Below are 13,331 nucleotides of genomic sequence, written 5' to 3' on the forward strand. Positions count from 1 at the left end.
CCCCCTACGCTGGAGCCGGGAAGGACTTCGCCGTGAGTGTGTTGCGCGACTATGCCGCGACGGTGTCGCAGCCGGCGCTGCCCTTGTCGCCGTCGGCCGAGGCGGTTCGCTACGACGAGTTCGTGGATGCAGACGGGGCGCTCCGCCCCGGATGGAAGGCGCTGGCGGCGCACGCCTTGAGCCTCACGGGCGAGGATCTGCAGCGCGTCGACGGCGAGATCGCGCGTTTTCTCGCGGACGACGGCGTCTCGTACCTGCGCGGCGACTCCGGACCGCAGCCATGGCAGCTCGACCCGGTGCCGTTCGTGTTCGACGCGGCCGGCTGGTCGCCGTTGGAGGTCGGGCTCGCGCAGCGGGCCGAGCTGCTGAACGCGCTGCTCGTCGACCTGTACGGACCGCAGAATCTGATGCGCGAAGGGATTGTGCCGTCGGCCGTCGTCTTCGGCCACTCCGGTTTCACTCGCCCGTTGGCCCGCGCGAGCGCCGTCGACCCTCACCCGCTGCTGCTGGCGGCGACCGATCTCGGGCGCGACGCCGAGGGCGAATGGCACGTCCTCGCCGATCGCGTGCAGGCACCGTCGGGTCTGGGCTTCGCCGCGGAGAATCGCCGGGTGATCTCGCAGGTGCTGCCCGACCTGTTCCAGGAGGAGAACCTCCACCGCATCGACCCGTATTTCTCGGCGCTGCGCGCCGCGCTGCTGTCGTCGGTGGCCGCCGAGATCGATGACCCGCGGGTCGTCATCCTCTCTCCCGGCACACTGAGCGAGACGGCGTTCGACCAGGCGTTCCTGGCGAGCGCGCTCGGTTTCCCGCTCGTGCAGGGCAGCGATCTGGTCGTGCGCGACGGGTTCGTCTGGATGAAGCCCGCCGGCTGGCCCCGCACGCGCCCCACCGACCGCATCGACGTGATCATCCGCAGGGTGGATGCCGCATGGTGCGACCCCTTGGAACTTCGCGGCGACTCACGGCTGGGCGTCGCCGGGCTGAGTGAGGCCGTACGCCGCGGCCATGTGCGCCTGGTGAACGGCCTCGGAGCCGGCGTGCTGGAGAACCCGGGGCTGCTCCCCTATCTGCCCGCGGCGTGCGAATACCTCCTCGGCGAGCAGTTGCGCATTCCGTCGGTGCCGACGGTGTGGTGCGGCGATCCGGAGGCGAGGGACCGGGTACTGTCGCGCGTGCGCGCGGGAGATCGGGGCCTGATCGTGCGCACGATCGACGAACCGCGCAAGGCGTTCAGCGAGATGTCGGCCGACGACCTGATCGCGCGAATCCAGTCGGCTCCGCACCGGTTCGTCGGGCAGGACCTGCTGCCGCTCTCGCAAACCCCGGTCTGGTCGAACACCGACGATCTCGGTGCGCGTATCGACGCGCTGCCGTTGACGCTCCGCGCGTTCGCGTTGCGCTACGGGTCGGCGTACCGTCCGCTCGTCGGAGGTCTGGCGACCGTGCGAGAGAGCCCCGATGCGCTCCCGCGGACGAAAGACGTGTGGGTGCTGAAAGCCTCGGAGGACGACCCCGACCAGAACCTGACCGAGATCGCGCCTGCACCGACGGCGCGCAGCGTCCCGCCGCTGGCTCCCCGCGCGCACGCCGACATGTTCTGGACCGGCCGCTACGCGGAGCGCGCGGAAGACCTTCTGCGGCTGCTGCTGACGGCGCAGACCGAGCTCGACCAGCCTCGTGCCTACGTGGCGGGCCGGCTGGCCGAGAGCCCCCGCGTCCTGCTGGATGTGCTCGGGCGTCTGGCCGGAATGCGCTCGCTCGATCCCGAGGCGGAGTTCCGCTCGCTGCTGCTGGACGTTCGCCGTCCCGGCTCCGCCGCGCATTCGATCGCGCGGCTTCGCGAGGCGATGGAAGGCGTCCGCGACCAGCTCTCCGGTGACACGTGGCGGGTCTTCGCGACGATCGATCGCGCCACCCGCGCGCTGCGCGGCTCGTCCCACCCGCACCGCACGGCGGAGTCGGGAGGGCGCATGCTCTCGGCGATGCTGTCGCTGTACGGCATCACGGCGAACATGATCCGCGACACCGGCTGGCACATGATCGAAGCCGGCCGCTTCCTGGAGCGCGGACTGCAGCTGTCCGAACTGCTGTCGACGGGTCTGGCTGAACGCCACGCGCCCCGCGCCGAGCGCAGCGTCTTGGAGGCCGTCCTCCTGGCGGCCGAGAGCGTCGTGACCCACCGCCGTCGCTACCGCGGATCGATGCGGGCCGCCGACGTGCTCGATCTGCTGCTGCTCGATCACAGCAACCCGCGCTCGCTCGCGTTCGCGCTCGCGCGTCTGCGCGAGCATCTGGCCGCCATGCCGGCATCCACGGGGTCGACCCGGGCGGAGCGCCTGCTCGATCATCTCGAAACGGAACTCGCCGCCATCGACGTCGCCGCGCTGGACGTCGTCGATAACGGTCGACGCGCCACGCTCGTCGCCTTCATGGCCGATGTGACGGCGCAGCTCGAACAGCTCTCAGATGCCGTCACCCATCTCCACTTCGAGAGCGGGCCGCCCGCCGTCGCGATGACCGACCTGTCCCTCGTCGAGTTGATGGAGGCCCGCGCGTGATGCGTTACCGCGTCTGGCACCGCACCGCCTACACGTACGGCAAGCCCGTGCAGGACAGCGTCGGCCAGTTCCATCTCGTACCCCGCGACCTGCCCTGGCAGGAGGTCACCGAGGCGAGCGTCCAGGTCGACCCGGCTCCGGGCGACATCGCGCCCGACACCGACGCGTTCGGCAACTCGGCCACCTACTTCCACCTCACCGACCCGCACGAGGCGCTGACGATCACCGCCTCGAGTGTCGTCGCCGTCGAGACGCCCACATACGACGCCGACGCGCTCGCACTCCCGTGGGAGCAGGCTCGGCCGTTGCTGAACACTCATCTACCCGAGGCGTGGCGGGCCGTCGAGTACGCCCTGGAGTCGCCGCGGGTGCGCCACGAGCCGGAGGCCGCGGCGTACGGTGCCGTGTCGCTCACGCCCGGTCGACCCATCGGTGAGGCCGCGACGGATCTCATGCAGCGGATCTACCGCGACTTCGACTACGACAAGACGGCGACCACCGTCACCAGCACCGTGGGCGATGCGATGCGCGCGCGGGCGGGGGTCTGTCAGGACTTCGCGCACGTGGCGCTCGCGTGCCTGCGCTCGCACGGGGTCGCCGCCCGCTACGTCTCGGGCTACCTGGCGACGCAGCCGCCGCCCGGCAAGGAGCGGGTGTTCGGCGCCGACGCGTCGCATGCGTGGCTCGCCGTGTGGCTGCCCGGCACCGACCAGTGGCTGGCGATCGACCCGACGAACGACCAGTGGGCGAACGACCGCTACGTGACGGTGGCGTGGGGTCGCGACTACGGAGACGTCGCGCCGGTGCGCGGCATCATCTTCACCAAGGCGAAGAACTCGACGCTGCGCGTCTCGGTCGACGTGGCTCCGCTCGATGCGGCGGCGACCGCTGCGTCACTTCCTCCCGCGGCGACAGGAACCGCATGAGCGCCCCCGCCAGAGACCTACGACCCGTCATCGGCCTCACGACCTACCTCGAGCGCGCCCAGCAAGGTGTGTGGGACGTGCGCGCGGCCTTTCTGCCCCAGGTCTACCTCGACGCGACCACCGCGGTCGGCGGCGCAGGGGTGCTGCTGCCACCGCAGCCCGACCCGGATGCTGCCGCCGACGCGGTGCTCGACGGTCTGGACGGGCTGGTCCTCACCGGCGGCCTCGACGTCGATCCCGCTCTCTACGGCGCCGCGCCCCACCCCGAGACCGACGAGCCCCGCACCGATCGCGATGCGTGGGAGTTGGCGCTGCTGGCCGGCGCACGTCGTCGCGGGATGCCCGTTCTCGGCATCTGCCGAGGTCTGCAGCTGGCCAACGTCGCCGCGGGTGGCACACTGCACCAACATCTGCCGGAGGCGCTCGGCACGGGCCGCTATCAGCTCGGCGGCGGCGTGTTCGCGACGAACACGGCGACGGTCGAAGACGGCACACGACTGGCGGACATCGTCGGCGTCGGCGACCTCTCGGTGCGCAGCTACCATCATCAGGGCATCGACCGGGTCGGCGGCGGTCTCGTCGTCAGCGCCCGCAGCGACGACGGTCTCCCGCAGGCGATCGAGACGATCGAAGGTCCGTGGTTCGTCGCGGTGCAATGGCACCCCGAAGAGGATGCCGCCGACCGGCGCCTGTTCGCCGCGCTCGTCGCCGCGGCCCGACGCTTCCGCGCCGCCCGCTAGACGTTTCGACTCACGCCCCCGCCGCGTTCACACGCCGAAGGGGCGGATGCCGCAGCATCCGCCCCGTCGTACAGTGATCGAACCGGGTCAGCTTCCGGCGACGATGTCCGGCGTGGCCTCGATCGCGCCGACTGCGCCGACACCGACCGCGACCTTCTCGCCGCGAGGACCGTGCTCGAACAGGAAGGTGCCGTTCTCGGCATCCACCTTGACGTGGTCACCGGGGTTGAGCTCGCCGTGCAGGATCCGCTCGGACAGCTGGTCCTCGACCTCGCGCTGCATGGCGCGGCGCAGGGGGCGGGCACCGAGGGTCGGGTCGAACCCGATCTCGATGAGCCGGTCCTTGGCGGCGTCCGTCAGCTCGACCGTCATGTCGCGATCGAGCAGACGCTCGCTCAGTCGCTTCGTGAACAGTCCGACGATCTGGCGGAGCTCGGCCTTGTTGAGCTGCGGGAAGACGATGACGTCATCGACGCGGTTGAGGAACTCCGGCTTGAAGTGACGCTTCAGCTCCTCGTCGACCTTGCCCTTCATCCGCTCGTAGGTCGTCTGCGAGTTGCCCTCGACCTGGAACCCGACCGGGCCACCGGCGATGGCGGAGGATCCGAGGTTGGTGGTCATGATGATGACCGTGTTCTTGAAGTCGACGACGCGGCCCTGACCGTCGGTCAGGCGACCCTCTTCGAGGATCTGCAGCAGCGAGTTGAAGATGTCCGGGTGAGCCTTCTCGATCTCGTCGAAGAGCACCACAGAGAACGGCTTGCGCCGCACCTTCTCGGTGAGCTGGCCGCCCTCTTCGAAGCCGACGAACCCCGGAGGGGCACCGAACAGCCGCGAGACGGTGTGCTTCTCGCCGAACTCGCTCATGTCGAGCGAGATCAGCGCACCCTCGTCGTCGAACAGGAACTCGGCGAGCGCCTTGGCCAGCTCCGTCTTTCCGACGCCCGTGGGGCCGGCGAAGATGAACGAGCCGCTGGGACGCTTCGGGTCCTTGAGGCCAGCGCGCTGACGACGGATCGTGCGGCTGAGCGCGGCGATCGCCTCCTCCTGGCCGATGACCCGCTGGTGCAGCGCCTTCTCCATGAAGACGAGACGGCTGGTCTCCTCCTCCGTGAGCTTGAAGACCGGGATGCCGGTGGCCTGTGCGAGCACCTCGGCGATCAGACCCTCGTCGACCACCGCGTGGCTGGCGACGTCACCGCTGCGCCACTGCTTCTCGAGGCGCAGGCGCTCGGCGAGCAGCGACTTCTCCTCGTCGCGGAGAGCGGCGGCCTTCTCGAAGTCCTGCTCCTCGCTGGCGGCCTCCTTGTCCTCACGGACCTTGGCGATCTTCTCGTCGAACTCGCGCAGCTCGGGCGGGCTCGACAGGATCGACAGACGCAGGCGCGCGCCGGCCTCGTCGATCAGGTCGATCGCCTTGTCGGGCAGGAAACGGTCGCTGATGTAGCGGTCGGCGAGGTTCGCCGCCGCGACGATGGCGCCGTCGGTGATCTGCACCTTGTGGTGCGCCTCGTAGCGGTCGCGCAGCCCCTTCAGGATGTTGATCGCGTGGGGCAGGCTCGGCTCGGCGACCTGAATCGGCTGGAAGCGGCGCTCGAGCGCGGCGTCCTTCTCGAAGTGCTTGCGGTACTCGTCGAGGGTCGTGGCGCCGATCGTCTGCAGCTCGCCGCGGGCGAGGAGCGGCTTCAAGATGGATGCCGCGTCGATCGCGCCCTCGGCGGCGCCCGCACCCACGAGGGTGTGGATCTCGTCGATGAAGACGATGATGTCGCCGCGCGTGCGGATCTCCTTGGTGACCTTCTTCAGGCGCTCCTCGAAGTCACCGCGGTAGCGGGACCCGGCGATGAGCGAGCCGAGGTCGAGCGAGTAGACCTGCTTGTCCTTCAGCGTCTCGGGGACGTCGTTCTTCACGATCGCCTGGGCGAGACCCTCGACGACGGCGGTCTTGCCGACGCCGGGCTCGCCGATGAGCACCGGGTTGTTCTTCGAGCGGCGCGACAGGATCTGCATGACGCGCTCGATCTCCTTCTCGCGCCCGATGACGGGGTCGAGCTTGTTGTCGCGCGCGGCCTGCGTGAGGTTGCGACCGAACTGGTCGAGCACGGCCGAACCGCCCTGGGCGGCCTGCTGGTTCTGCTCGCCCGCGCCGGCGGCGACACCCGCGGGCTCCTTGCCCTGGTAGCCGCTGAGCAGCTGGATGACCTGCTGGCGCACCTTGTTGAGGTCGGCGCCGAGCTTGACCAGCACCTGTGCGGCGACGCCCTCGCCCTCGCGGATGAGGCCGAGCAGGATGTGCTCGGTGCCGATGTAGTTGTGGCCGAGCTGCAGCGCCTCGCGCAGGCTCAGCTCCAGCACCTTCTTCGCGCGCGGCGTGAAGGGGATGTGGCCGGTCGGCTGCTGCTGGCCCTGGCCGATGATGTCCTGGACCTGCTCGCGGACGGCGTCCAGCGAGATCCCCAGGCTCTCGAGCGCCTTGGCGGCGACGCCCTCGCCCTCGTGGATGAGACCGAGCAGGATGTGCTCGGTGCCGATGTAGTTGTGGTTGAGCATCTTCGCCTCTTCTTGGGCGAGGACGACCACACGACGGGCACGGTCCGTGAATCTCTCGAACATTCGTCGACACTCCTCAGGCGCACGGTTCTCTGGTGCGCTTACGTCGAGGGTAACGACCAGCGGATGCCGGTATGCCCGTGTTCGCCGTCGGCGCACCGGCTCACGAACTCCGCAGAATCTCGCGCACTCCGCACGCATCCGCCGAAACGGATGCGGAGGACGTCGCTTTCTGCGGACTTCGCGTGGCGGCGTCCGAGGCGCGCCCGGCGGGACTCAGCCCGCGATGGGGATCGTGACGGGAGTGGCGAACTGCGCGTCGCCGCCGGAGAGCGTCGCGGTCGCCCCGGATGCCGCGCCGCCGCCATCCACGACGGCGAGGGCGATGCGCGGAGCCATGTCCATCGTGCAGGCCCGATCGGCGGGCGGGTCGACGAACGTGACCGCGACATCGGTGCCGGTGCTGACGGCGCTCTGCACACGCAGCGCGCACGATGACGAGCCCCACGTGAGGATCGCGAGGACATTGCCGTCGATCCAGCCCGCGGACGGCGCGTACTCCGCCACCGCCGGTCCCGCGTAAGGCTCCAGCGTGACCTGACCGCGCGCGGTGCCCAGAGAGACCGTGAGGGAGAGCTTCGCGGCGGCATCCACACCGTTCGGCAGGCTCACGAGGCTGGCACGCGGAGCCAGGTCTGCGGTGCACACCGCTTCGCCCGTCGGGTCGACCAGCGTGACGGCGACGCTCCCGTCGGCTTGTACAGAGACCTCGGATGCCGAGGGGACGCAGCTCGAGGAGCCGTGCGTGACCACGGCCACCGCGCGGCCCCCGTCGAGCCAGCCGGCGCTGACGTCCACGACCTGGGTGCCGCCCGTCGCGGACGGAGATCCCGCCGGGGAGGCGCTGCCCGCGGCGCATCCCACCAGAACGAGGGTAGTCGCTGTGACGAGGGCGGACAGGGAGAGCGTACGGCGGATCGTCATGCGCCCATCATGACCGAGACCTCTGAAGCCGTCCCGTGAACGCGATCACGTCCCGGTAACGACCGGGGCGCCAGCGTGGTGCCGCTTACTGCAGTGCGGAGGTGAGTCGGGCGAGGTTGTCGAGCACCGTGGAGCGCAGCGGTTGCTGCTGCCACTCTTCGAGCGTCAGCTCGCGGCTCAGCGCCCGATACTCGTCTTCGACGGCGCGCAGCTGCGAGACGAAGTCCTCGCCCCGCACGAGGAGGGAGATCTCGAGGTTCAGACCGAAACTGCGCATGTCCATGTTGCTCGAGCCGACCACCGCGACCTCGTCGTCGATCGACATCGACTTGGAGTGCAGGATGAACGGCTTCTTGTACATCCAGATCTTCACCCCGCCGCGCAGCAGCGCCTCGTAGTAGCTGCGCTGCGCGTGGTACACCATCGCCTGATCGCCCTCTTCGGACACGAACAGTTCGACGTGCACGCCGCGCTGGCAGGCGGTCTGGATGGCGAGCAGCAGCCCCTCGTCGGGGACGAAGTACGGCGAGACGATGATGATCTTCTCGCGCGCGGAGAACAGCAGCGTCATGAACAGCTTCAGGTTGTTCTGGAACTCGAACCCGGGGCCGGAGGGGATCACCTGGCAGTCGAGGTCACCGCTGCCGGTGTGCACCTGGAACAGCTCGATGCCCTCGACGATCTCGTCGGTCTCGCTGTACCAGTCGCTGAGGAAGACGGCGTTGACCGACGCCACGACCGGCCCCTCCAGACGCGCCATCATGTCCACCCAATGAAGTCCCCGCTTGATGTTCTTGCGCAGGTTGTACGTGGAGTCGGTCACGTTCTGCGAACCCATGAACGCGGTGTGGCCGTCGACGACGAGCAGCTTGCGGTGGTTGCGCAGATCGGGACGCTGGTACTTCCCGCGCAGCGGCTGCACCGGCAGCATCAGCTGCCACGTCGCTCCCATCGCATCGAGTCGCCGGCAGGTCTGCGCGTAGAACGGCTTGCCGCGGTTGGCCCAGTGATCCAGCAGCACCCGCACGACGACGCCGCGCTTCACGGCATCCTCTAGGGCATCGAAGAATCCGGCCGTGGTGTCATCGCACTGCAGGATGTAGAACTCGGCGTGCACGTACGTGGTCGCCTGACGGATCGCCGCCGCCATCTCGTCGATGCTGTCTTGATAGCCGGAGATGATGGTCGCGGCGTTCTCGCCCGACAGCGGCATCGCCCCGAGGTTGCGGTTGAGGCGGACGAGCTGTGCGAACCACTGCGGTGGATCGGGGCGCAGGGTGCCCAGGTCGAGCCCGTGACTCGTCGTGCGGATGTAATCGTTGATCTGCTGCTGCTTCTTGCGGCGCTTGCGAGGCAGCCGAGGATTGCCGATCAGCAGGAACAGCAGCACACCGATGATCGGGATGAAGTAGATCGCCAGCAGCCAGGCCATCGCGGCCGTCGGGCGGCGGTTGCGAGGCACGATGATGATCGCCAGGATGCGCACGGTGACGTCGGTGACGAAGACCAGGATCACCCAGGCGAGCGCCCATCCGGTCTGATCCACGTCGCTCTCCCCGCTGTCGGACTCCGCTCAGCGTATCGACAACGGGCGACTCAGGTCGCGCGAGGCGCGTCGGGGCCCGCCGTGTCGGCAGCGCCCACGGGCGGCAAGCCGCGCTTGGCGCGTTCTTCGTTCTCGATGCGCGCGTAGACCCGACGCTCCGAGCGATCCATCCGGATGATGGCGCGCAGCACGAACACGAACAGTCCCAGCACGACGACGGTCGGCAGGAGCGACCAGGCGACGGCGGTCCAGTACGAGTCCATGGCTCCATGCTACGCCGCTGCGTGCGGGCTCCTCCCCAGCGTGCGGGCTCCTCCCCAGAAGCGAGTGGGTCGCGGGTTGTCCACGACGGCGCCGCCGACGCGCAGCTCCCGCGCCCGCACGCCCAGACTCTCGGCATGTCCACGATCGTCCGCGCCGCCGATGCGGCACAGTTCCTCTCCGTTCTTCCGCACCTGCTCGGCTGCACGCCGCGCGACAGCGTCGTGGTCGTGCCCTTGTCGCAGGGACGCACGCTCGGCGTGATGCGGGTCGACCTTCCGTCCGAGACCGCGGCGGCCGGCGCCGCCGCCAGCATCATCGGCATGGCCTGCCGAATCGTCGACGTCGAGGCGGTGGTACTGGTCGTCTACACGGATGCCGAGATCAGCGACGATCCGTCGCCACGTCTCCCCCACCCCGCGGTCATCGCCGCCCTCCGGACGCGCGCCGACGAGTGCGGGCTACCGGTCGCGGAGGTCTTCGTCGTCGCGGCGAACGGCTGGGGATCGGCACTGTCGAATCGGCTGCCGCCCGGCGGCCACGACCGCGCACGCATCGCCCCGCGCGACGATCTGCCGCCCGAAGCCGTGGACGGCCCACCCGCGGTGGACCAGGCGGCCGGCGCACAGTTGCCGATACCCGGCGCTGCGCGTCGGCGGGCCGTCGGACAGGCGCTGCGGTCGCTGGACGCGGCACTCGAGACCATCTGCGGCATCCCGCGGGTGAGTGGGGCCACGCCCGCTCGCATCGACCCGGCGGCACTCGAGGCCGCGTGCGCGCTCGACGACCTCCCGGCGCTGTTCGAGCGCGCTCTGTCGTGGAACCCGGATGATCTGGCTCCGATGGATGCCGCGTCGATCGGCTGGTGCCTCGCCCGCGCAGGACTGCGCGACGTCGCGCTCGTGCAGTGGGCCAGTGACGTCGACGGCGGAGATGCGGCCATGGAGGCCCAGCGGCGGTGGGAGGACGGCGAGCTGTATCCGAGCGATCTCGCCGAGGTGATGTGGGGAGACGGCCCGCGACCCGATGCCGAGCGTCTCGACGCGGCGCTGCGCCTGGCGCGCAACGTCGCCGCCCTCATGCCGAAGAAGCGCCGGGCGGGCGCTCTGGCGGTGTGCGGTTGGATTGCCTGGGCGCGTGGGCGCTCCACCCACGCCGACGCCTACGTCCGCCAGGCACTCCACGCCGACCCCCGGCACGGCCTGGCCGAGATCGTCGGGTCGTTCGTCGCCGCCGGACACCTGCCCGACTGGGCGTTCCGTGCGCGGTAGAGATCAGGCCGGCGCCTGGTCGAGCTCACCGAAACCGTCGTCGACGAGCCGACGCACCGTTTCGACGGCGGCAGCGGCGTCCGGTCCGCTCGCGCTGATGCGCACGGTGGCGCCGCCCCCGGCTCCCAGCGCGAGCAGCCCGATCATGCTGAGGGCGGATGCCGGGCCGGCACCGGTCGTGAGGTTCGCGATCGAGACGTCCGCATCGAAGGCGCCGACGGCCTTGACGACGAGGGCCGCCGGCCGCGAGTGCAAGCCCATCGGATTGCGCAGCACCGCCTCGGCGGACGCGTCGGATCCGACGGCGCCGACGGGCGCGTCGGAGGACGCGGGGGGCATCGGCGCGTCCGCGGATGCCGCAGGGGCGTGCGCCTGCTTCGCCGCGAGCGCTGTCGACACCTCGTTCGCAACGTCGTCGAGGCCTCCGCCCGCCGCCGCTCGCACGAGCCCCGCGGTGATCCCCTCCACGAACGGCCCGTCGCTGATACGCACCGCAACGGTGCTCGTCCGCAGATCCAGAGCGAGCTCCGAGCTGAGCACCGCTGAGCCGAGATCGGTGATGATCAGCACACCGTCGGCGTCGGCGAGCGCATCGATGGCGTCTGCGATGGCCGCCGCGTCCGTGCCGAAGCCCCCGTCTGCTCCCGAGGCGATCCGCACCGCCGGGGCCTCGCCGTGGATCATCTGCATCCCGAGATCGACGGCGGCCCGGGCCAGAGCTTCACTGTGCGAGACGATGACGAAGCCGATCACGCGGCTTCCCCCGCGGCGGCGTCCGCGAATGCTCTCAGCAGCAGGGCTGTCGACGCCGACCCCGGATCGACGTGACCGGCACTGCGTTCACCCAGGTACGAGGCGCGGCCCTTCCGGGCAACGAGCGGCTCGGTGTCGGCGCTGCCCTGCTCGGCCGCGTCGGCTGCGGCCGCCGCGGCAGCGGCGAGTGTCGCTCCTCCCGACAGGGCGGCCTCGAGTGCGGTCAGCGCCGGACCGAACGCGTCGATCATCGTCTTGTCGCCCGGCTGCGCGTGACCTCTCGCGACGACCGCAGCGACGCCGGCCGACAGCGCGTGCGCCCACTCCACGGCCGACATCGATGCTCCGGCGGGCGCGTTCTTGCCCATGTCGAGGAAGAGGGTGCCGTAGAGCGAGCCGCTCGCTCCACCGACCTTGCTGACGAGGGTCATGCCGACGGCTTTGAAGAACTCCGGAACGCTCTGCGGCGGCGTGGCATCCAGCTTTGCGACGATCGCGGTGAAGCCGCGGAGCATGTTGGTGCCGTGATCGGCGTCGCCGATCGCAGAGTCGAGCGCGGTCAGATGGTCGGCCTCCGTCGTCAGGCGGGCGTCGCTGAGCCGCACCCACCGGTCGAGAACATCGAGGGTCACGGTGTCCGTCGTCGCGGCATCCGTCATCTCAACGTCCCCACCGCAGGGCGCTCGTCTCGACGGGAGCATCCCACAGGCGCAGCAGCTCGTCGTCGGCGCGCAGAAGGGTGAGGGAGCAGCCCGCCATGTCGAGGCTCGTGACGTAGTCGCCGACGAGGCTGCGGGCGACCGTGACGCCCTTCGCCGCGAGGGCGTCGGCGATGTCGGCGTACATCACGTACAGCTCGATGAGCGGCGTGCCACCAAGCCCGGTCAGCAGAGCGATCACCGGAGCGCCGGTGAAGTCCAGGTCGGCGGTGATCGCTTCGACGAGCTCGGCGGCGATGTCGTGCGCAGGGGCCAGGGGCACGCGCGTGCGCCCTGGCTCGCCGTGGATGCCGACACCCATCTCCATCTCGTCATCCGGCAGATCGAAGCTCGGGTGACCGACCGCGGGCACGGTGCAGCTAGTGAGCGCGACGCCCATCGAGCGCCCGTGCGCGGCGACGTGCTCGGCGACGGCCTTGACCTCCGCCAGGCTCTTGCCCTCGGCTGCCGCCGCCCCGGCGATCTTCTCGACGAGCAGGGTCGTGCCGACACCGCGACGCCCGGCCGTCCACGTCGAGTCCTTCACCGCGACGTCGTCGGCGACGATCACCGACTCCGAGGCGATGCCCTCGTCGGCGGCCAGTTCGGCCGCCATCTCGAAGTTGAGCACGTCACCCGTGTAGTTCTTGACGATGAAGAGCACGCCCGCACCGGAATCGACGGCCTGGGCCGCGGCCAGCATCTGATCGGGCGTCGGCGAGGTGAACACCTCGCCCGCGCACGCGGCATCGAGCATGCCCGCGCCGACGAAGCCGCTGTGCAGGGGTTCGTGGCCCGAACCGCCGCCCGAGATCAGCGCGACGCGACCCTCGCGGGGGGCGTTGCTGATGACCACGCGGTTCTCATGGTCGACGGTGAGCTCGGGGTGGGCGGCCGCGACGCCGCGCAGGGCATCGGCGAGCACCGATTCGGCCGAGTTGATGAGCTTCTTCATGCGCGGATCTCCTCTTCACTGAGTTGTCGCAGGTGGTTCTCGCCGGCGTTCTTCGACGGCCTCGTCGCGGGGGTGGCTTTTCGACA

At 70.0% G+C, this 13,331-nt stretch carries 11 protein-coding genes; 4 read left to right on the plus strand and 7 right to left on the minus strand.

The annotated features are described in order from the left end of the window. The first annotated feature begins 32 nt into the window (after positions 1-32). From PP359_RS07385 to PP359_RS07395, 3 genes are read left to right on the plus strand one after another with little or no spacing between them, the layout of a single operon-like run. Positions 33-2,561, plus strand: a complete 2,529-nt coding sequence (locus PP359_RS07385; protein ID WP_499250216.1) for a circularly permuted type 2 ATP-grasp protein — start codon at positions 33-35, stop codon at positions 2,559-2,561. Beyond that, positions 2,561-3,487, plus strand: a complete 927-nt coding sequence (locus PP359_RS07390) for a transglutaminase family protein (RefSeq protein WP_244295565.1) — start codon at positions 2,561-2,563, stop codon at positions 3,485-3,487. The genes PP359_RS07385 and PP359_RS07390 overlap by 1 nt, the downstream gene beginning before the upstream one ends. After that, on the plus strand, positions 3,484-4,227 hold the full coding sequence (locus tag PP359_RS07395) for a gamma-glutamyl-gamma-aminobutyrate hydrolase family protein (RefSeq protein WP_499250217.1): 744 nt from the start codon (positions 3,484-3,486) through the stop codon (positions 4,225-4,227). The genes PP359_RS07390 and PP359_RS07395 overlap by 4 nt, the downstream gene beginning before the upstream one ends. Positions 4,228-4,314: 87 nt before the next feature. Here PP359_RS07395 and PP359_RS07400 read toward each other — a convergent pair whose 3' ends face one another. The 4 genes from PP359_RS07400 to PP359_RS07415 form a co-directional block, all read right to left on the minus strand. Then, entirely contained in the window at positions 4,315-6,840 is a 2,526-nt protein-coding gene (locus PP359_RS07400; RefSeq protein WP_112932336.1) for an ATP-dependent Clp protease ATP-binding subunit, read from the minus strand. A 213-nt stretch (positions 6,841-7,053) separates the two neighbouring features. Then, positions 7,054-7,761 carry a hypothetical protein gene (locus PP359_RS07405; protein ID WP_499250218.1) on the minus strand — a complete coding sequence of 236 codons (708 nt, stop codon included), beginning with the start codon at positions 7,759-7,761 and terminating at the stop codon, positions 7,054-7,056. An 85-nt stretch (positions 7,762-7,846) separates the two neighbouring features. Next, the gene (gene cls / locus PP359_RS07410) at positions 7,847-9,307 is read right to left on the minus strand and encodes a cardiolipin synthase (RefSeq protein WP_036286015.1); all 1,461 of its coding nucleotides are present in this window, start codon (positions 9,305-9,307) and stop codon (positions 7,847-7,849) included. Between the two features lie 50 nt (positions 9,308-9,357). Further along, complete coding sequence (locus tag PP359_RS07415) at positions 9,358-9,570, minus strand: hypothetical protein (protein ID WP_036286013.1); 213 nt, start codon at positions 9,568-9,570, stop codon at positions 9,358-9,360. Positions 9,571-9,705: 135 nt separating this feature from the next. On the opposite strand from PP359_RS07415, the gene PP359_RS07420 reads away from it, so the two are divergent. After that, a complete protein-coding gene (locus tag PP359_RS07420) occupies positions 9,706-10,839 on the plus strand; it encodes a DUF4192 family protein (RefSeq protein ID WP_112932333.1) in 1,134 nt (377 codons plus the stop codon). A 3-nt stretch (positions 10,840-10,842) separates the two neighbouring features. Here the strand turns inward: PP359_RS07420 and PP359_RS07425 are convergent, their stop codons facing one another. The 3 genes from PP359_RS07425 to dhaK are packed head-to-tail and all read right to left on the minus strand — an operon-like array spanning position 10,843 to position 13,245. Then, positions 10,843-11,592 (minus strand): HPr family phosphocarrier protein, encoded by a 750-nt coding sequence (locus tag PP359_RS07425; protein WP_499250219.1) that lies wholly within the window; start codon positions 11,590-11,592, stop codon positions 10,843-10,845. After that, complete coding sequence (gene dhaL, locus PP359_RS07430) at positions 11,589-12,251, minus strand: dihydroxyacetone kinase subunit DhaL (protein WP_112932331.1); 663 nt, start codon at positions 12,249-12,251, stop codon at positions 11,589-11,591. Before dhaL ends, PP359_RS07425 begins: the two co-directional genes overlap by 4 nt. Position 12,252: 1 nt before the next feature. Next, positions 12,253-13,245, minus strand: a complete 993-nt coding sequence (dhaK, locus tag PP359_RS07435; RefSeq protein WP_112932330.1) for a dihydroxyacetone kinase subunit DhaK — start codon at positions 13,243-13,245, stop codon at positions 12,253-12,255. Between the last annotated feature and the right edge of the window lie 86 nt (positions 13,246-13,331).

It is taken from the genome of Sphingomonas sp. BLCC-B65, from assembly GCF_028550675.1.
Lineage (GTDB): Bacteria > Actinomycetota > Actinomycetes > Actinomycetales > Microbacteriaceae > Microbacterium.

Bases quoted from the DNA above. Each gene is read 5' to 3' on its own strand.
- dhaL (WP_112932331.1), bottom strand. From the start codon at position 12,251: ATGACGGATGCCGCGACGACGGACACCGTGACCCTCGATGTTCTCGAC.
- PP359_RS07415 (WP_036286013.1), bottom strand. From the start codon at position 9,570: ATGGACTCGTACTGGACCGCCGTCGCCTGGTCGCTCCTGCCGACCGTC.
- PP359_RS07400 (WP_112932336.1), bottom strand. From the start codon at position 6,840: ATGTTCGAGAGATTCACGGACCGTGCCCGTCGTGTGGTCGTCCTCGCC.
- PP359_RS07420 (WP_112932333.1), top strand. From the start codon at position 9,706: ATGTCCACGATCGTCCGCGCCGCCGATGCGGCACAGTTCCTCTCCGTT.
- PP359_RS07395 (WP_499250217.1), top strand. From the start codon at position 3,484: ATGAGCGCCCCCGCCAGAGACCTACGACCCGTCATCGGCCTCACGACC.
- PP359_RS07405 (WP_499250218.1), bottom strand. From the start codon at position 7,761: ATGACGATCCGCCGTACGCTCTCCCTGTCCGCCCTCGTCACAGCGACT.
- PP359_RS07390 (WP_244295565.1), top strand. From the start codon at position 2,561: ATGCGTTACCGCGTCTGGCACCGCACCGCCTACACGTACGGCAAGCCC.
- dhaK (WP_112932330.1), bottom strand. From the start codon at position 13,245: ATGAAGAAGCTCATCAACTCGGCCGAATCGGTGCTCGCCGATGCCCTG.